This is a genomic window from Neolewinella marina, assembly GCF_002631205.1.
In the GTDB taxonomy this organism is placed as follows: domain Bacteria; phylum Bacteroidota; class Bacteroidia; order Chitinophagales; family Saprospiraceae; genus Neolewinella; species Neolewinella marina.
Genome location: NZ_PDLO01000001.1, coordinates 55,964 through 75,707 on the forward strand (window position 1 = coordinate 55,964; position 19,744 = coordinate 75,707).

13 protein-coding genes are annotated in these 19,744 nt (G+C 61.5%); 8 read left to right on the top strand and 5 right to left on the bottom strand.

Going from position 1 to position 19,744, the window contains the following annotated elements; all coding sequences use genetic code 11:
* Nucleotides 1-12: 12 nt before the first annotated feature.
* The gene (gltB, locus tag CGL56_RS00195) at nucleotides 13-4,566 is read right to left on the bottom strand and encodes a glutamate synthase large subunit (protein WP_099104493.1); all 4,554 of its coding nucleotides are present in this window, start codon (nucleotides 4,564-4,566) and stop codon (nucleotides 13-15) included.
* Between the two features lie 414 nt (nucleotides 4,567-4,980).
* On the opposite strand from gltB, the gene CGL56_RS00200 reads away from it, so the two are divergent.
* Entirely contained in the window at nucleotides 4,981-5,445 is a 465-nt protein-coding gene (locus CGL56_RS00200; protein WP_099104494.1) for a pyrophosphohydrolase domain-containing protein, read from the top strand.
* 1 nt (nucleotide 5,446) lies between these two features.
* Nucleotides 5,447-6,097, top strand: coding sequence for a protein-L-isoaspartate(D-aspartate) O-methyltransferase (locus CGL56_RS00205; protein ID WP_099104495.1), 651 nt, complete (start codon nucleotides 5,447-5,449; stop codon nucleotides 6,095-6,097).
* 14 nt (nucleotides 6,098-6,111) lie between these two features.
* On the opposite strand, the gene CGL56_RS00210 is transcribed toward CGL56_RS00205, so the two are convergent.
* A complete protein-coding gene (locus CGL56_RS00210; RefSeq protein WP_099104496.1) occupies nucleotides 6,112-8,043 on the bottom strand; it encodes a serine hydrolase domain-containing protein in 1,932 nt (643 codons plus the stop codon).
* A gap of 70 nt (nucleotides 8,044-8,113) precedes the next feature.
* Between CGL56_RS00210 and CGL56_RS00215 the strand changes: the two genes are divergently transcribed.
* From CGL56_RS00215 to kdsB, 4 genes are all read left to right on the top strand, one after another.
* Nucleotides 8,114-9,451 (top strand): DNA recombination protein RmuC, encoded by a 1,338-nt coding sequence (locus tag CGL56_RS00215; RefSeq protein WP_167641545.1) that lies wholly within the window; start codon nucleotides 8,114-8,116, stop codon nucleotides 9,449-9,451.
* A 91-nt stretch (nucleotides 9,452-9,542) separates the two neighbouring features.
* Nucleotides 9,543-10,232: a CoA transferase subunit A gene (locus CGL56_RS00220; protein WP_187305557.1), complete on the top strand. Its 690-nt coding sequence runs from the start codon at nucleotides 9,543-9,545 to the stop codon at nucleotides 10,230-10,232.
* Between the two features lie 3 nt (nucleotides 10,233-10,235).
* Nucleotides 10,236-10,895: a 3-oxoacid CoA-transferase subunit B gene (locus CGL56_RS00225; RefSeq protein WP_099104497.1), complete on the top strand. Its 660-nt coding sequence runs from the start codon at nucleotides 10,236-10,238 to the stop codon at nucleotides 10,893-10,895.
* 2 nt (nucleotides 10,896-10,897) lie between these two features.
* On the top strand, nucleotides 10,898-11,635 hold the full coding sequence (kdsB, locus tag CGL56_RS00230) for a 3-deoxy-manno-octulosonate cytidylyltransferase (protein WP_099104498.1): 738 nt from the start codon (nucleotides 10,898-10,900) through the stop codon (nucleotides 11,633-11,635).
* Nucleotides 11,636-11,830: 195 nt separating this feature from the next.
* Here the strand turns inward: kdsB and CGL56_RS00235 are convergent, their stop codons facing one another.
* From CGL56_RS00235 to CGL56_RS00245, 3 genes are all read right to left on the bottom strand, one after another.
* Nucleotides 11,831-12,382, bottom strand: a complete 552-nt coding sequence (locus tag CGL56_RS00235; RefSeq protein ID WP_099104499.1) for an NUDIX hydrolase — start codon at nucleotides 12,380-12,382, stop codon at nucleotides 11,831-11,833.
* 97 nt (nucleotides 12,383-12,479) lie between these two features.
* On the bottom strand, nucleotides 12,480-14,054 hold the full coding sequence (locus CGL56_RS00240; RefSeq protein WP_099104500.1) for a RagB/SusD family nutrient uptake outer membrane protein: 1,575 nt from the start codon (nucleotides 14,052-14,054) through the stop codon (nucleotides 12,480-12,482).
* Nucleotides 14,055-14,154: 100 nt separating this feature from the next.
* A complete protein-coding gene (locus CGL56_RS00245) occupies nucleotides 14,155-17,235 on the bottom strand; it encodes a SusC/RagA family TonB-linked outer membrane protein (protein WP_099104501.1) in 3,081 nt (1,026 codons plus the stop codon).
* A gap of 364 nt (nucleotides 17,236-17,599) precedes the next feature.
* On the opposite strand from CGL56_RS00245, the gene CGL56_RS00250 reads away from it, so the two are divergent.
* Entirely contained in the window at nucleotides 17,600-18,856 is a 1,257-nt protein-coding gene (locus tag CGL56_RS00250; protein ID WP_099104502.1) for a PDZ domain-containing protein, read from the top strand.
* A gap of 34 nt (nucleotides 18,857-18,890) precedes the next feature.
* The gene (locus tag CGL56_RS00255; RefSeq protein ID WP_099104503.1) at nucleotides 18,891-19,739 is read left to right on the top strand and encodes a septal ring lytic transglycosylase RlpA family protein; all 849 of its coding nucleotides are present in this window, start codon (nucleotides 18,891-18,893) and stop codon (nucleotides 19,737-19,739) included.
* The last annotated feature ends 5 nt before the right edge of the window (nucleotides 19,740-19,744 follow it).

Here is a 19,744-nt window from a genome sequence, read left to right on the forward strand (position 1 = left end):
TTTCTTGAGTGATTAAACCAGTTCGGCCACCTTGACATGGACGTCGGGCTGCTGGTCCTTCTGGGCCAATACCGCCTTGTAGTCGCGGGGCATCACCTTTACGAAGTGACCCTCCTCACGCTCCCAGGCGTTGAGCATATCCAGCGCCCGCTTCGAGCTGGTGTAGGCGAAGTGGTTGCGCACCATTTGCTTGAGCAGGGTCCGGTCGAAGTCGTTCAGCGGCTCCAGGTCGACCATCTCGGTATTCAGTTGTTTTTTGAAGGTGCGCTCCGGGTCGTAGATGTAGGCCATACCGCCCGACATACCGGCGCCGAAGTTCTTGCCGGTTTCGCCCAGCACCACTACTACCCCACCGGTCATGTATTCGCAGCCGTGGTCGCCCAGGCCCTCCACTACGGCCTTGACGCCGGAGTTGCGGACCGCGAAGCGTTCGCCGGCCATGCCCTTCAGGTAGGCCTCACCGGAGGTGGCTCCGTAGAAGGCCACGTTACCGATGATGATGTTCTCGTGGGGATCGAAAGTGGATAGTCGGTCGGGTACCACGATCAGGCGGGCGCCGGAAAGGCCCTTGCCGAAGTAATCGTTGGCCTCCCCTTCCAGCAGGAATTCAATGCCCTTGGCGGAAAAGGCCCCGAAACTCTGTCCGGCCGAACCCCGGAAGCGGAACTTGATGGTGCCGTCGGGCAGCCCCTCGCCGTGAAAGCGGCGGCTGATCTCGTTGGACAGCATGGCGCCCACGCTACGGTCGGTGTTCTTGATGTCGAAGGAGCCCGTGACCGATTCCACTTCCTCCAAGGCCAGTTTCGCCGCGGTGATCAGGCGGCGGTCCAGCACGTCGGCGATGCCGTGGTCCTGTTCCACCCGCTTGTACAGCCCGACGGATTCGTCGGCCACCTCCTTGTAGAGGATGGGGCTCAGGTCCAGGCTGCGGTACTTCCAGTGTTCCACCTCGCTGTTCATCTTCAGGTGCTCCACGCGGCCCACCATTTCATTGACGGTGCGGAAGCCGAGTTCGGCCATGATCGACCGCATGTCCTCGGCCAGGAAGCGGAAGAAGTTGATGACGTGTTCGGGATCACCGGTGAAGCGCTTGCGCAGTTCCGGGTTCTGGGTGGCGATGCCTACCGGACAGGTATTGACGTGGCACTTGCGCATCATGATACAACCTTCCACGATCAGGGCGGCGGTGGCCACGCCGTACTCTTCGGCCCCCAGCAGGGTGGCGATGACCAGGTCGCGGCCGGTGCGGAGCTGTCCGTCGGTCTGCAGGGTCACCCGGTCGCGGAGGCGGTTGCGCACCAGGGTCTGGTGGCTTTCCGCCAGTCCCAGCTCCCAGGGGAGGCCGGCGTGGCGGATGGAACTCAGGGGGCTGGCGCCGGTGCCGCCGTCGTGGCCGCTGATCAGGATGGCGTCGGCGTGGGCCTTCGCTACGCCGGAGGCGATGATGCCTACGCCGGCCTTGGAGACAAGCTTTACGTTGATGCGGGCGCGGCGGTTGGCGTTCTTCAGGTCGAAGATCAGCTGGGCCAGGTCCTCGATGCTGTAGATATCGTGGTGGGGCGGCGGGGAGATCAGTCCGACACCGGGAGTGGACTTCCGTACGCGGCCGATCCAGTCGTCGACCTTGTGGCCGGGCAGCTGTCCGCCCTCTCCGGGCTTGGCGCCCTGGGCCATCTTGATCTGGATCTCGTCGGCGTTGGTGAGGTAGTGGCTCGTGACCCCGAAGCGGCCGGAGGCGACCTGCTTGATGGCGGAGCGCATGTTGCGGCCCTGCTCATCCAGCTCGTAGCGGATTTCGTCCTCCCCACCCTCTCCGGAGTTGGAGCGGGCCCCGATCTTGTTCATCGCAATGGCCAGGGTGGTGTGGGCCTCCCAGCTGATGGAGCCGAAGGACATGGCCCCGGTCGCGAAGCGTTTCATGATGGCCTCGGCGGGTTCCACCTCCTCGATCGGGATGGGGTCGCCCTTGCGGAAGGTGAGCAGCCCGCGCAGGGTAAGGGCCTTTTCCGTCTGTTCGTTGATGACGTCGCGGTACTTGGCGTAAGCCTCCGAGTCGTTCTTGCGGGCAGCCACCTGCAGGTAGTGGATGCTCTTGGGGTTAAAGGTATGGGCCTCACCCCGCCGCTTCCACTGGTAGACGCCACCGACTTCCAGCTTGGGATTGGGGACGTATTCCTTGGGGTAGGCCAGGCGGTGGCGCACCAGCACTTCGCTGGCGAGACCGTCGTAGCCAATACCCTCGATGCGGCTGATGGAACCCCGGAAGCACTCCTCCACCACTTTGCGGTTAAGTCCCAGGATCTCAAAGATCTGGGCCCCCTGGTACGACTGGAGGGTGGAGATGCCGATCTTGGACATGATCTTCAGCAGTCCTTTTCCGATGGCCTTCCGGTAGATCTTGATCACGTCCTTCAACTCGTAACCTTCCTCCTCGAAGACGTTACGGGCGTGGAGGTCGGCCAGCGCCGCGTAGGCCATATAGGGGTTCACCGCGCTGGCACCGTAACCGATCAGGGTGGCTACGTGGTGGGTTTCGCGGATGTCGCCGCTCTCGACGACCAGACTGGTCTTGGCGCGCAGTCCCAGCTCCACCAGGTGGTGGTGTACGGCCCCGAGGGCGAGCAGGCTCGGCACCGGCGCGCTGTGGCTGTCGGCCTCGCGGTCACTCAGCACCAGGATGTTGTAGCCGCTGCGGACCAGGGACTGGGCCTGGGCACGGATGTGCTCCACGGCGGCCTGCAGCCGACCCTCCTGCCCGTCGGCGGGGAAGACGGTGCTGATTACGCCCGCCCGGAAATCGCGGTGGTGGAGTTCCCGCAGTTTGGCTACCTCGTCGTTCGTCAGGATGGGGGTGTCCAGGTGGATGTAGGTAGCGTTGGCCGCAGTGGGCTGGATGACGTTGCCCGAACTGCCCAGCATGGCGTAGAGCGACATGACGCTCCGCTCGCGGATGGGGTCAATGGGCGGGTTCGTCACCTGGGCGAACAGTTGCTTGAAGTAGTTGGCGATGTGCTGGCTGTGTAGGCTCAGTACCGCCAGGGGGGTGTCGCTGCCCATGGAGCCAATGGGGTCCTTGCCCTCCTTGATCATCGGCTCGAGCAGTACGCTCAGGTCCTCTTTGGTGTACCCGAAAAGCTGTAGCCGCCGGAAGAGCGTCTGCTGATCCATGGTGACCTCCGCCTTGCGGGAAAGCGGCAGGTTCTTGATGTCCTGCCTGTATTCATCCAGCCATTCGCGGTAGGGCAGCCGCTTGCAGATGATCTCCTTCAATTCCTCGTCGCCAATGACGCGGTGCTCCTGGAGGTCGGCCACCAGGATACGGCCGGGCTGCAGTCGCCCCTTCTTCACCACCTTGCGCTGGTCCACCTTGAGGGCCCCGGCCTCCGAGGCCACGATCAGGGTGTTGTCGTTGAGCAGGCAGTAACGGCTCGGGCGCAGGCCGTTCCGGTCGAGGGTTGCCCCCACCAGGATACCGTCGGTGAAGCAGATGGAAGCGGGGCCGTCCCAGGGCTCCATCAGGGCCTTGCTGTATTCGTAGAACGCCTTTTTGAAGTCGGGCATGGCCTCGTCGTGCTGCCAGGCTTCCGGAATCATCATCATGAGGGCGTGGGGGATGCTGATGCCGTTCATGGTCAGGAACTCCAGCAGGTTGTCGAAGTTGGCGGAGTCCGACAGGCTGGTGCCACACACCGGGAAGATCATATTGAGCTCCTCCTCCGTGAAGTTGGACGTTTCCCGGATCAGGCTCTCCTTCGACCGCCACCAGTTCACGTTGCCCTGCACGGTATTGATCTCCCCGTTGTGGGCGATCATGCGGAAGGGCTGGGCCAGCTTCCACTTGGGCACGGTATTGGTGGAGAAGCGGCTGTGGACCAGGGCGATGGCTGACTTGTAGCTCAGGTCCTGGAGGTCGTTGTAGAAGCCGGGCAGCTGCCAGGTGGTCAGCTGTCCTTTATAGACGATGGTCTTATAGCTGAAGGAGCAGAGGTAAAACTGGTCGCGGGTCTCCGGGTAGGTGATGTGGATGCGGTGGGTGGCGAACTTGCGCAAGACGTACAGCTTCCGCTCCAGGTCGGCCAGCGCCATCTCCTCGCGGGGCTTCACGAAAATCTGCTCCATCCGGGGCTGGGCACCCTGGCTGGTGGGCCCTACCTCATCGGCGTCGTGGGGATTCTTGCGGTAGGCGATCACGTCGAATCCCAGTTCGTCGCAGTAGTCCTCGAACAGGAAGCGGCAGCGGCGGGCTAGTTCCTTTTCGGCCGGCAGGAAAAGCTGCCCCACGCCGTACTTGCCGAATTCAGGGAGTACCTTGCCCAGGGCGGCCAGCTGCCGCCGGAAGAACTCGTCGGGCACCTGGGTCAGGATACCGGCTCCGTCGCCGGAATTGGGCTCACAGCCACAGGCTCCCCGGTGCTCCATATTGGCCAGCATCTTCAGGGCGTCCCGCACGATGCTGTGCTTGGCTTCCCCGCTCAGGTTGGCAATGAATCCGGTACCGCAGGCATCCGATTCCAGGTGGGGAGTGTAGAGACCTGCTTCGTTGGGGGTAGTAGATTGGTACTGCATATTCGGATGGGGTAGCTGGAGAAAGGGACGCAGGGGCCAAAGCCACGACGTCAAATTGGATTCACAAGATAACCGGCTGCAAAGGTGCTCACAATGTTCCACGGCATTAATCAAAAGGGATTTACACCTGCAAAGGATACTTCGAAAGAATCGTTGCGTGCACAAACATCTTATCCGGTTTTGCAAATCCCGTTACCACCGAATTATATTCCTTATTTTTACCCTGTTGAGGTATATTATACTTGATCGCTCCGAACCATCCTGGAGAACCCGTAGATTTCTAGTTCTCCGATATACGGGACTATGCAGCCCCTTGAAGGCAAATGGGGAATGTTCCACGGACTTCACGCCCCCGGATCTACTGCTTTCTTCCGACCTCCTGTTGCTATATTTGCCTCAATCCAAACAAGCTGTATGAAAAGCCCAGACGCCCTGGAAGCCGTAGCCGAATTCCACCGCACATTTCACCTGCCGGTTTGCCCGGCACCCGCGATCCCGCCCCCGGAACGGTCGCGCCTGCGGGTAAACCTGCTGCGGGAGGAGCTGAAGGAGCTGGAAGCCGCCATTGCCGACAACGACATTGTCGAAGTAGCGGATGCGCTGGCCGACCTGCAGTACGTCCTCAGCGGGGCCGTCCTTGAATTTGGACTGGGCGACAAGTTCAAGGCCCTCTTCGACGAAGTCCACCGCTCCAACATGAGCAAGACCTGCAGCAGCGCCGAAGAAGCCGAAGCCACCGTGGAACATTACCGCAACCTCCAGCAGGAGGGACGGGTGGAACGCAGCGGCGATCACTACCTGGTGTACCGCACCGCCGATAATAAGGTGCTGAAGAACGTTAATTACTCACCGGCCGACCTCGCCGGACAACTGAAGTAAAATGGAAGATGGTTTTCGTCATCGCGGGCAACGCAAACGGTTGATCGACAAGCTCCGCAAGCGGGGTGAGTTCGACGACCGGGTGCTGGACGTCATGGCCAATATTCCCCGGCATTCCTTCCTGGAAAGCAGCTTCAGCGACTGGGCCTACCGCGACGAGCCCTTCCCCATTGATTGCGAACAGACCATCTCCCAACCCTCCACCGTAGCCTGGCAGACCACGGCCCTCCAACTACTGCCCCGGCAGCGGGTGCTGGAGATCGGCACGGGCTCCGGCTACCAGGCCGCCGTACTGTCCCTCCTCGGCGGTCGGGTCTTCACCGTGGAACGTCATAAACCACTGTACAAGAAGGCAAAACTTACCCTGAAGAAACTCCGGCTTGACCGGGGCATCCGCTTCTTTCTGCGCGATGGGAACCGGGGATTGCCGGAAATGGCCCCCTACGCCCGCATTCTGGTCACGGCCGGAGCCACTTCCGTTCCCCAGGCCCTCCTGGAGCAGCTGTCCATCGGGGGCATCCTGGTGATCCCCGTGGGACCGGAAAACGAGATCCAGCAGTTGCTCCGCATTACCCGGCGGTCGGAAACGGAGTACGAAGAGGAGAAACTCGGACTGTGCCGCTTCGTTCCCTTCCGCAGCGGCATTGCCTGAACAAAACCCAAAACTCAGGCCGCGGGCCGGGTGTCAGTGGCATACAGGGCGCGGTAGACGTCACGGTGTAACCGGGTCCGCACGCCGCTCTCCATGAACTTTTTATTGTCGGGATCCGGGTAGGTCCGGTTGGTAAGCAAGACAAACACCAGGTCGGTGTCCGGGTCCGCCCATACGCTGGTGCCGGTGAAGCCGGTATGTCCGAAGGTACGTTCGGAGGCGCCCGCCTCGATTACGCTGCCGTAGCCCCGCTCCAGGCGGTCAAAGGCCAGGGCCCGGTGGTTGTATGGCCCCTGGGCAGTAAACAGTTCCACGGTTTTCTCCGAGATCAGCTGCTGGCCGCCGGACGCTCCACCATCTACGAGCAGCTGGAAGAGCCGCGCCAGATCGGTGGCGTTACCGAACAGTCCCGCATGCCCGGCCACCCCGCCCATGAGAGCAGCCCCTTCGTCGTGCACGAAGCCCCGTAGCTCACCGCGGTTCACCCACCGGTCGACGATGGTCGGCACCAGTTGCCGGGGCGCGAACCGCTCGAGGGGACGGTAAGCCAGGTGACGAAGTCCGAGAGGGACAAAGAATTCCTGGTTAACGTATTCATCCAACCCAACGCCGGTAATGCCTTCCACGACAAACTGTAACAGCACGTAGTTAATGTCACTGTACCGATAGATGGGATGGCGGGTATACCCTACGCTGGCGATGTCCTTTCTCAACTGAGTAGCCACGCCCTCGTCCGCCCAGCGGGTACCGCTGAGCGCGTTGCGGTGGTGGTCATCGGGTACGTCGCTGACGTAGGGTTCCCGGATATACGGGTAAAGGGGCAGGCTGGGCTCCAGCCCCGTATGGTGGGTAAGCAGTTGGTCGATGCGGAAGTTGCCCGGCACCTGTCCCTCGTATTCGGGGAGATAATCTTTGACGCGGGCGGCCAGGTCGATCCGCCCCTCATCGTACAGCTTCATCACGGCCAGCGAGGTCGCGGCGGCCTTCGTCACCGAGGCCAGGTCGTACAGGTCGCTGACGCGGACGGCTTCTCCTCCCCGGTAGCGGTGGTTGCCATAGGCCCGCTCGTACACCACTTCACCGTCCTTGAGCACGGTCAGCTGGGCCCCGGGGGTGGCGCCGTAACGGATGGCACGGTACAGGGTTTCGTCGGCGCGCTCCAGGGCCGCCCGGTCGAAGCCCAGCACCTCGGGTTCCCGGAAACCGGGCCGGAGTTGAGGCAGGTCCAGGCCCCGGCCAGAAGGTAGTCTTCCCAACAAGGCCTGGGCACCGAACAGCGCCTGGGCTACAAAGGCTTCGCTTTCCTTGCTGCGTAGTGGCGACTGGATCAGTCCCCAGTGGGCGGGGACACTGTCAAGGTGGCTGTCGTCCCCAAAGTGGATGAGCGTATAGCTGCCGAGGGTGTAGAGGGATTCGTACCAGTGATTTTCACCCAATCCGCCGGCGGGGTCACTGGCTACGACCACCGTTGGGACAGGGGGGGCGGCGGCGAGCGCGGGTGCCAGGCGGTCGGTGAAGGCAACGTCCTGCACGTCCGTGAACCGCCGCGCCATCTGGATGAACCGCTCCGGCCGCTGTCCGTCCGGGTAGATCACCCGTACCCGCCGGCCGGGCGACAGCGGCAACTGTCGGTTGGGATTGTGCAACAGTACCGTCGCGTCAAGAAGACGTTGGCGGCGGTCCAGGTCGGCGGCCACGTCCAGGCTAAGGTACGGCCAGCCCTCGGTGAGGGTCAGGGTATCCGATGCCGGAAAGTGGTTCAGGAGATCAAGCAATGCCGGATCTGCCGGCCGGGCCTTGGGCTCCGTTGCCACTTCCTCCCCGGAGACAAACCAGCTCGAGACCCACTCCACCACCCACTGCCCCCAGCCGGCAGAGCTTCCGGCGGAGGAGGCGACGGAAAGCAGGGAGAAACAGGCGATTGCGGAAAGGAAGTAGGATTTCATTGCGGTTAGGAACGTTCGTTAAATCGAGTGTATTGCAGCCGGGAACCGGGTGAGTTGGTACCTTGCCCCCATGGAAGCAACCTCCGCCCTACCCTTATTCTTCGCCGCGGCCCTCGGTATGGTAATGGGAGCGGCCCTGGCCTGGTTTTACGCCCGCATGAGCATCAGCCGGACCCACTTGGCCCTGGAGGAAGTCAAACGCGATTTTGTCGGCCGGGAGCTGTACGAGCAGCTGCGCAGCGACGCCGACCTAAGCTACGAGAACCTCCAGGAAAGGATACAATCCGAGTCCGAACTAAAGTCTCAGCTGGCCACGCTGTCTGCCCACCACCAAAACCTGCAGGAACGGCTGGAACAGCAGCAGGCCGAAATGGAAAGGCTGCAGGAAGCCTCCGTGGCCCACTTCGAGCGCACCGCGGACCGGCTGCTGGAAGAGAAATCGGCCCGCTTCACCCAGCAGAACGTCCAGCAGCTCAACGGCATCCTGGCTCCCCTGAAGGAACGCATCCAGGGCTTCGAGGCCCAGGTGGAAAAGCGCTTTCTCGAAGAGACGAAAGACCGGGTAAGCCTGCGCACCGAGATCCAGCACCTCCACCGCCTCAACCAGCAGATCAGTGCCGAAGCCAACAACCTCGCGGGCGCCCTGCGCGGCAATACCAAGACCCAGGGCGACTGGGGAGAATGGCAGTTACTGACCCTGCTCGAAGCCAGCGGACTGCAGTCGGGCGTCCACTTCCACGCACAGGCCAGCTACCAGGATGAGAACGGGCGACAAAAGCGGCCCGACTTCATCATCAACCTTCCGGAGAACAAGCACTTGGTCATCGACAGCAAGGTATCCCTGACGGCCTACGAGCGCTACTGCAGCTGCCCCCCGGAGGAGGAAGCCCGCCGGCGCACGGAGGCGGCCGCCCACCTGCGCAGCCTGCGGCAACACGTGGTGGACCTTGCGTCGAAGGATTACACCCGCCTCTATCAGATCAATTCCCCGGACTACCTCCTGCTGTTCGTACCCATCGAGCCGGCGCTGGGACTGGCCCTGACCACCGACCAGAACCTCTTCCTGGAGGCTTTGAACCGGAACATCGTGCTGGTCACCCCCTCTACCCTGTTGGCCACCCTGCGTACCGTGAGCTACATCTGGAAGCAGGAAAACCAGAAGAAGAATGTGCTGGAAATCGCCCGCCAGAGCGGCATGCTGTACGACAGCTTCGTGGCCTTCACCGACGACCTGCGCAAGGTGGGTCACCGGCTGGACCAGGCCCAGGCCTCCTACCAGGCGGCCTTCAACAAGCTCAGCACCGGCGGCAAATACGGGGCCACCCTCATCGGCCGGGCGGAAAAACTGCGCCGCCTGGGCGCCAAGACCAAAAAGCGGCTCGACAGTCAGCTGCTCGAGGAGGAATGATGATATTGTGGCCGGGTTAACCTGACGGATCGTCCCGTAAACCTTATACTTAGGGCAAAGCCCTGCCCACCTTAACCAAAACCGATTGATCATGCAAAAACGCGTATCCGACGCACGCGCCGCCATCGCGGGAATCACCGATGGCATGACCCTCATGCTGGGGGGCTTCGGCCTGTGCGGCATCCCCGAAAAGTGTATCGCCGCCCTGGCCGAATCCGGCATTAAGGACCTGACCTGTATCTCCAACAACGCCGGAGTGGACGACTTCGGACTGGGCCTTCTGCTCCAGAGCCGGCAGATCCGCAAGATGATCGCCAGCTACGTGGGCGAAAACGCCGAGTTCGAGCGGCAGATGTTGAGCGGCGATCTGGAGGTGGACCTTATCCCCCAGGGGAGCCTGGCCGAGCGCTGCCGCGCCGGCGGTGCTGGTATCCCCGCCTTCTTCACCCCCGCCGGCTATGGCACCGAAGTCGGGGAAGGAAAGGAAGTCCGTGAATTCAACGGCAAGCCCCACATCCTGGAAATGGCCCTGACGGCCGACTTCGCCATCGTGAAGGCCTGGAAAGGCGACACCGATGGCAACCTGATCTACAAGGGCACGGCCCGCAACTTCAATCCCGTCATGGCCATGGCCGGCCGCATCACCATCGCCGAAGTCGAGGAGCTGGTGGAACCCGGCGAGCTCGACCCCAACCACATCCACACCCCCGGTGTCTTCGTCCAGCGCATCTTCCAGGGACAGGACTACGAAAAACGCATCGAAAAACGCACAACCCGCTAAGCCATGCTAGATAAAACCGGAATCGCCAAAAGAATTTCCCGTGAGCTCCAGGATGGCTGGTACGTCAACCTGGGCATCGGCATCCCCACCCTGGTCGCCAACTTCGTGCCCGAGAGCATTGACGTCACTTTCCAGTCCGAAAACGGCATCCTCGGCATGGGCCCCTTCCCCACCGAAGAGGAGGTCGACGCCGACCTAATCAACGCTGGAAAGCAAACCATCACCGCCCTGCCCGGCGCGGCCATCTTCGACAGCGCCACCAGCTTCGCCATGATCCGCGGGCAGCACATCCAGCTCACGGTCCTCGGAGCCATGGAGGTATCGGACACCGGCGACATCGCCAACTGGAAGATCCCCGGCAAGCTCGTCAAGGGCATGGGGGGCGCCATGGACCTAGTAGCTTCCGCCGAGAACATCATCGTAGCCATGATGCACACCAACCGCGCCGGGGAATCCAAGCTGCTCTCCGAGTGCTCCCTCCCCCTCACCGGCGTCAAATGCGTCAAGAAAATTGTCACCAACCTGGCGGTACTCGAGGTGACCCCCGACCGCGGTTTCCGCCTGCTGGAACGCGCCCCCGGGGTGACCGTGCAGCAAATTAAGGACGCTACCGCCGGTCGACTCGTCATCGAGGGCGATGTGCCGGAAATGCAACTGGACTAATTATGGTCCTAGCCGTTATTCCCGCCCGGTACGCCAGCAGCCGGCTGCCCGGCAAGCCCCTCGTCGACGTGGGCGGTGAAACGCTGGTGCAGCGCGTTTACGGTGCGGTGCGCCGGGCGGGCGTGGCGGACGAGGTGGTGGTCGCCACCGACGACCAGCGCATCTTCGACCACGTAACGGGTTTCGGGGGGCAGGTCGTAATGACCTCCCCCGACCACCCTTCCGGGACCGACCGGGTAGCCGAAGCCGCCAGGCAGTTTCCCGACGCCAGCATCGTCATCAACGTACAGGGCGACGAACCCTTCGTAAGTGCTGAGCAGTTGTCGGCCGTTACCGACCCTTTTGCCCAAGACCAGGTATCGGTGGCCACCCTGGCCACCCGCATTCGCGACGAACACGCCCTACTATCTCCGAACGTGGTCAAGGTGGTCCGCGGCGACGCCGGCCAGGCCCTGTACTTCAGCCGCCACGCCATCCCCTACCTGCGCGACGTGCCCATCGGGCGGTGGATCGACGCGGGCAAGCATCTGCAGCACATCGGACTTTACGCCTTCCGTGCGGCGGTACTGGAGGAACTGACGGCCCTGCCCCCGGCCCGCCTGGAAGGAGAAGAATCGCTGGAACAACTGCGGTGGTTGGCGGCGGGATACCGCATCCACGTCGCCCTGACCGACAGTCCCAGCTTGGGAGTGGATACTCCTGCTGACCTGGAGGAGGCTATTCGCCGACTGCGGGGGTAGGTGGCAGACATCGGATGTTGTGCTCCTGACGGAATGTCAGACATCGGATGTCTGACATAATGTCACCCTTTATTTTCCTACGTTTCCTCAGTACAGTTGTACCAATAATCACCTAGATGGTGATATATCGCCTGTCAGACATCCGATGTCTGACAACTTGACACCCCGACAACATCCGATGTCTGCCACCCCCGCCTACCTCAGCCCCTCCCCCACATCCGGGTAGCTGCTGCGGTGAAGGCGGTGGTCATTCGTCCGCCGGTTGCGGAAGTAGGCACGCAGGGTGAACAGAGAGGAAGTGAAGGCAATCTCCTCCCAGGGGATCTGGGCTTCCGTAAACAGCCGGGTTTCCAGACTTTCCGGACCTACCCCGTACGACCCATCGATGAGCTCCCCGACGAACTGCAGGTAGACCTGGTTGATCCGCTCGATGTTGTAGAGGCTGATGAGGTAGCTCACCTTCACCTCCGCCGCAGCCTCTTCACGCACTTCCCGCAAGGCGCCGTCCACGACCGTCTCACCGTTCTCCAGGTAGCCGCTCGGGATGTTCCAGCGGCCATAGGCGGGTTCGATGGCGCGGCGGCAAAGGAGTACCCGGTCTTCCCAGACGGGGAGGCAGCCGGTGACCACCTTCGGGTTTTCGTAGTGAATGGTACCACAGCCCCCGCAAACGTAGCGTGGGTAGGTATCGCCCGGGGGGACCTCGTGCCGCAGGTCGGCGGAACCACAGTGGGAACAGAAATTCATGGTCAGTGAAGGTAAGTCACTAATAAAAAACGCCCCGCTTCCGGTCGGAAGCGGGGCGTCGTCGGTTGCCGTCGGGGTATACCCGACGGTGGACTGATTAGTAACCGGGGTTCTGTTGGAGGTTCCGGTTGGCGTTCAGCTGGGGAGACGGAATGGGGAAGATCTCGTACTGGTCGGTGCTACGGGCAGGTTTAAAGTCCCAGGCATCGTTCCAGGCATCGAAGCGGATCAGGTCCTGGCGGCGGGTACCTTCGTAGAAGAACTCGCGACCACGCTCAGCCAGCATTTCCTCCATGCTCATGCTGTCGTCGATGTCATCCAGTCCGGCGCGGTTGCGGATCATGTTCACGTACATGGAAAAACCGCCCTTGTTCTGCCGCATCATGGCTTCGGCCTTGTTCATCAGGACCTCGGCGTAGCGGATGATGGGAAAGTCGTTCTTCATGCTGTTGGGCGAGCCGATCTCGAAGCCGTACTTCCAGATGCGGGCACCGGCCTGGCGGTAGGCATTTGGCTCCAGGGCATTAAGTTCGGGGGTATAGACCAGTTCGAGTCCACCGGGATCGTCGGCCGTACCGTCGATGAGGGGGGTCTCTCCGTCCGGCTTGTACTGGGGACCGGCCAGGAAGTTACCACGCACTTCCTGGTTGCCATACTCGCCTTTCCGGAGATCGTCATCGTCGTAGCTGTCGTAGAATTCCTGCAGGGTACAGTAACCGTTCCAGGGCTGATCCTGGAGGGAGAAGGTTTCCTGGCTGGCGTAGTGGAGCGTCATCTGCACGAGGTTGAAGCCACCGAAGACGGCGGGGGCGTCGTAGGGGATGACCCACATATTCTCCACGCCACCAGTGAGGCCGGCGTCGTTGTTGGGGTCAAAGTTGGCGAAGTAGTTGTCGCTCAGCATGTACGCTCCTCCGTTGATGACCTCATCAGCGGCAGCTTCAGCCTCGGCCCAGCGGGCGGTGCCGGTGATCACTTCGCTGTTCAGCAGAATGCGGCTCAGCAGGGCGCGGTTGGCCCAGAAGTTGATCTTGGCGTAGGTTTCCGATCCGGTCTCCCGGCTCAGGTCAGGGGCGGCGGCGTTCAGTTCGCTGACCACGAAGTTATAGACTTCCGCACGGGGGGTGGCTACGGGTTCGAGATCGGTGGGGTCACTGTCCTCGGTGATCAGGGGAACATCGCCGAAGGCATCCAGCAACAGCCAGTAGTAGTAGGCCCGCAGGGAACGGAGTTCCGCAAGGAAGCCAGCCTTCGTGGCGTCGGAAACCGCATCGGTGTTCTCGATCACGCTGATGACCGAATTGGCCTGGAGGGCACCGCGGTAGAGGTTGATCCAGGCGTTGTTGTACGGCTGATCGGTGGGGAGGAATTCGTGGCGGTGGTTGCGCAGCCAGTTGCCGCCATCGAACCAGTCGGAGCCCCGGTGGGGGATCGCCGCTTCGTCAGATGCCACCTCATTGATGCTGAGGTAGGTGTTGTGGCTGCCCATGAAGTTGAGCGTGGTGTAGACCGACAGGTAGCTGGAGATGATATCCGATTCGCTTGTCGGGAAGTTGGCCGGCGTCAGGTCGGAAAATACCTCCGGCTCCAGATCGGTGCACGAGTAGAAAGGAACGGCCAGCAAGCCCGCGAGGACGCCGCTGAACAGCCTTAGTTTGGTTGTCGTAAACATATAGAAGATATGATTTGGCTAACCCGGAAGGCGGAGGGGAAAGATACACTGGCAGCTTTTCCGCCCCCGTCTTCCGGGTTGCAATTGGTAATGGTTGTGGTTAGAAGCCTACGTTCACGCCGAAGGTGAAGCTGCGGGTCCGGAAGAAGGTCGACCGGCGGTCGATACCGGGGGTCAGCGCGTTTTCGCCTCCGTCGATGATTCCGTTGGAGTTCTGGTCGTCGAAGAAACGTACGTTGGGGTCCACGCCACTGTAGTCGGTGATGTAGAAAAGGTTCTGGCCGGCCACGTATACCCGGAGGTCGTTGAAGCCGGTGCCGGGACCAAGGTCAAAGGTGTACCCCAGCTGGGCATTGTCCAGCGCCAGGAAGCTGGCATCTTCCACGAAGTAGTCGGATACCTTCGGAGCGCTGGTCACCCCGCGCAGGAAGAGGTCGTTTACGATCACGTTCTCGATGGCACGGGTGGCCAGGTTGCCCTGCTGACCGTAGAAGTTACGGGGCATGTTAACCAGGTCGTGGCCGAAGTCGCCGCGCAGGAAGATGTTCAGGTCCAGGGGGCCGTAGCGGAAGGTGTTCGACAGGCTGGCGCTGAAGTCGGGCAGACCGTTACCCACCAAAACCTTGTCGGCTTCACCATCACCGAGGAACACATACTGGCCAGAGGCGAGGGTGGCATCGACGTCGAGGCGGCGGGTATAGATTCCGCCGAAGTCCTCACCGATGATGACGCGGCTCACGGGGTCCAGGTTCTGACCGGGAGATCCGGGAGAAGAGCTTTCAAACTCCTGCACCCCACCGGCTCCGAAGTTAAAGTCGGGGTTCTCGCCGTTGTCCTCCAGGGTGGTGGAGAAGGTCGAGAAGGTCAGGCGGGGCTCGTAGCTGAAGCCGTCGCCACCGAGATCGCCGAAGCTGTAGCCCAGGGCGAGTTCCAGTCCGGTATTGATCAGGTCAACGTTGTTCAGGTTGGCCTCAACCGAGGAGAAGAGGAAGGGGGGCGAGGGCACGATCACCGAGGTGATCAGGTCGCCGGTATTGCGGACGTAGAAGTCCAGCGAACCCGTCAGGCGGTAATCGTCAAAGGCGAAGTCAAGGCCAGCGTTGAATTCCTGCTTTTTCTCAAAGCGGAGGTTCGGGTTGGCGTTGCTGGAGGGGCTGATCGTCGGAATGTAGCCGCCGTTCTGGGGGAACTGGGGGCCGGTACCGAAGGTCTGCAAGTAAGCGTAGTTGCCATTGGGCAGCGATCCGGTGATGCCGTATCCTACGCGGAACTTCAGCTGATCGGGACCTTCGAGGCTCAGGGCGTCGACCAGGTCGGCGCTGGCGGAAACGGCGGGGAAGAAGTCCCACTTGTTCTCGGGACCGTTGCGGCTGGTACCGTCACGGCGCACCGAAGCGGTGATGTTGTAGGCAGAACCGAGGCTAAGGCGGGCGCGGCCGAAGAAGCCAATAACCCGGTAGCTGGCCTGGTAGCTGCCCACGGCGATCTGTCCGGCGGCAATGTCGTTCAGCACGTTGAGGTTGTTGAAGCCGAAGGCGTCCGAGGGAAGACCGGCACCGCCGGCGTTGAAGCCCTGGAACTGGTACTCCTGCCAGCTGTAGCCGGCCAGCAGTTCCAGTCCGTTGTTACCCAGGTCGGTGTTGTAGGTGGCCGTCACCTCGAAGAGGTCGTTGCGGTTGTCATTAACCGACCGGGAGGCGAAACCACGACGGGCGGGGGAACCCGCGGCACCGCCACCAAAGCGGCTGAAGCGGCTGCCGAAGGAGCCATTGATGCCGTCCTCGCGGTTGCGGGAATAGCTGGCCGAGAGGGATACATCCTCGAGGATGTCGTAGGAGGCACGCAGGTTGTACAGGATGTTGGTCTGCTGCCGCTCGCTGGCCGTGGTCTGGGCAATGGCGACGGGGTTGAAGTAATCGAAGTTGTCGATCTCGAAGTAACCTCCGTAGGTGTCCAGGCTGTTGGCCGCAACGGCGTCCGGTACCGTGTAACCAGCCTCATCCACCCGGGCCGGAGCCGTGGGATTGTAAGTGATGGCGTACTTGAAGACGTTGTTATTGAAGATATCGGCGTCACGGTCGGTAGCGGTCACGTCAACGCTCAGGTTGAGTTTGTCGTTGAAGGCCGACTGGTTGATGTTCAGTCGTCCGTTGATCTGCCGGAATCCGTCGTTGTCCACACCGATGCCCTGAATGTCGCGGTAGTTTACCGATGCCCGGTAGGTCATACCTCCGGCGCCGCCGGAGTAGCTCAGGTTGTGGACGTGGCTGATGCCGGTGCGGGTTACCCGGTCAATCCAGTCGGTGTTGCCACCGTAATCGACGTTGTTGCGGAAAGCGATGGGGTCATCGGCACCGATCAGGCGGCCGGTTTCTTCCACCAGCTCGAGGTAGAGGTTCCGGTCGGCCACTTCGGGGCGCTTGGCGATCTCCTCGGCCGTCACGTAGCCGCGGTAGCTGAACTGAGCATCGCCGGCGGCACCGCGCTTGGTGGTGATAAGGATTACCCCGGCGGAGGCCTGGATGCCATAGATAGCCGCGGCGGAACCGTCCTTCAGTACGTTGATCGACTCGATGTCGGCCGGATCAACCGTGTTGAGGTTGGCACCCACTACGCCATCGATGATGATGAGGGGGCTCTGATTACCACCGAAGGAAGACAGACCACGCAGACGAATGACTGAGCCACCGTTGGCGTTGCCGCCCACTTTGGAGATGGTCAGACCCGCCACCTTGCCCTGGATGAGCTGGGTGGGGTCGTTGATGTTACCGGCGTTGAAGTCTTCGGAATCGATGGAGGTTACCGCGCTGGTCACCTGTTTCTGGGTGACGGTACCGTAGCCTACTACGACGACCTCATCGAGCAATTCTCCGGAGGTCATGGTGATGTCCAGCTCAGTTTGCCCGGTGAGGGGAATGGTCTGGGTAGCGTAACCGGTGTAGGAAACGGTAAGTGATTCCGCGCCCGCGGGAACGTTCAGGGTAAAGTTTCCGTCGAAGTCGGTCACCGTACCCGTGGAGGTGCCGGTGACCAGAATACTGGCACCGATCAGGGGATCGCCGTTCTCCGCATCCGTGATCGTGCCGGTTACCGTCGTCTGGGCCAGGGCCGCCGACGAAGCAAACAGTACGAACAACAGAAATAGAAAACCACGATGGACATGGTTAATGTTGAGCTTCATACTATAGATTGAAATTGTTAAGGAATGTGTGCGCACGACAAACACAAGCGCCCAAGCCACGCCGGGGGGCGCGTTCGGGCAACGTTATTGGGTTGTCTTGGTGTCGGTTATCGACCGGATAGGGATGGACCGGCAATGGGGAGTCAGGATTTACATGATCGATTCAAAGCGTCGGGACCATTGGACCAGGAACTGAGACTAAAGCATTTCCTGCTGGAGGGTGTAAGGGCTTGATTTTTCGGGAAAATCCAGGTTTTACACCCATATTGTCCAATGTACCGACACGCTAATAACGGTCACAAACTCCGATCGCTGCCTAATGTTTAAGAGATAGTTTTCCACGCATAAATTGTCATTTCAACCTTTGTACCTAATCCGATTTTCCGGCACCCGCGTCAGCGCCCTGGTTATTCTGGGATTGCTGCTTTCGTGGGTGACGAAGGCGCAAAGGCTGGACATGAAGGTGTTGGGGAACCGTACCCTGATCGAGATTCCCTTCGACCTGGAGAATGACTTTATCGTCATTCCGGTGCTGCTGAACAACGCCGTCCCCCTGCGCTTCATCATCGACACCGGAGCGGAGAACACGGTGATCCTCGACAAGACCGTCACCGACCTCCTGAACGTGAGCTACCGCCGTACTTTCCAGGTGAGGGGGGCGGACCTGGAATCGGAGCTCACCGCCTACCTGGCCACGGGAGTAAGCCTGCGGCTTGCCGATCGCCTGCTGGCCCGCAACCGCACGGTGCTGGTGCTGGAGGAGAACTACTTCAACTTCGAGCGGGTAACGGGCACCAACGTCCACGGTATCCTGGGGGCCGATTTCCTGATGCGCTTCGTGGTGGAATTCGACTTCCGCAAGCAGGTGATGACGCTCCACGACCCCGCGAAGTACCGCCACCGCCGCAGCTTCGTGGAGATTGATGCCGACTTCGTCCGCCACCGGCCCTACCTCAACCTGGAGGTAGGCATCATCCGCGACCAACCCACCACCCGCCGCCTGCTGCTGGACACCGGCGCGGGACTCAGCCTGCTGATCCACACCTACCCCGGCCCAACCGACGACGTTGACCTGCCCGAACAGACCATTCCGGCCTACATCGCCAATGGCCTGGGCGGCACCCTGAGCGGCAGCGTGGGCCGGAGCCGGGTGGTCCACCTCGCCGACCGCAAGCTCACGAACGTGATCACCTACTTCCAGGAAGTCGATACGGTGGGCGCGACCTTTATGAACGACCGGGAAGGCATCGTCGGCAACCGGATCTTAAAGCGCTTCCGGGCCGTGATTCACTACCCCCGGGAAAAGGTGTACCTCCGGCCGGAAGGAAAGCGGTGGAAGCAAAAGTTCCGTTACGACCGTTCCGGCCTCGGACTCCTGGCCGGCGGCGACAACCTGCGCAAATACAGCGTCAGCTACGTGGTGCCCGGCAGTCCCGCCGACCGGGCCGGCATCCAGGTGAGGGACCGCATCCGGGCGGTAAACGGGGTGCCGGCCAGCCTGCTGAGCCTGGAATCCATCATCCGCAAATTCCAGGGGCGGGTGGGTAAAAAAATCAAATTGAGAATCTACCGCAGCGGCCGCCTGCAGGACGTTACTTTCGTGCTCGAAGACCTGATATAAACAACTGCCCCCCGCCGTGCCTTACTCCACCACTATGCAAAAACTGACCTTCATCCTGCTGCTGTTGTGGACGGCCGGACTGTCCGCTCAGTTAGTGGGCGACAAGCAAAGCGGCCTGGCCAGCTACTACTCCACCGAATACCACGGAGCCGAAACCGCCTACGGAGCCATCTATAATAAGGATGAGCTCGTAGCCGCCCACAAGGCCTATCCCTTCAACAGCACCGTAAGGGTGACCAACGAGGAGAACGGCAAGTCGGTGGTCGTCCGCATCATCGACAAGGGCCCCTTCATCCGCGGCCGCATTATCGAAATCAGCGAAAGAGCCGCCGCGGAATTGGGGATGCTGGGTCAGCGGACGGTACCCGTAGAGTTGACGTTACTGTCGACCCCCGACCAGCGCCCCGTGCGCCAGGCCGATCCGGAACCGGCGACCCCGGCCCCTACCCCACCGGCAACGCCACCCGCCGCTGCCCGCCCCACCCCGCCCGCGCCGGCGACGACCCGCTCGGCCGAGCCCAGTCCGCCACCGCCGGCGGCTCCCCGCACCCCGGCAGCGCCACCCGCCCGCAAGGCCGCCAAGGCCAAGACCTTCGCCCAGGGCCTTTACCGGGTGGGCCTGGAGCAGGTGACTACGGGATCCTACGGCGTACAGGTGGGAAACTATCGCTCACTGGAAAGCGCCCTCGATAAAGTAGCTGAACTTCAGGGGCGTTATTTCGACGACATCCTCCTCCACAAAACTGCCCTGTCCGACAAGACCTTCACTTACAAGGTTATACTGGGCCCCTTCGCCGACCAGGCCAGCGCTCAGAATTATGCATCGGACCTCCGCAGCCGCTACCAGATCGAGGGGTTTACCATTGCATTAGAACACCGTTAGCGAAA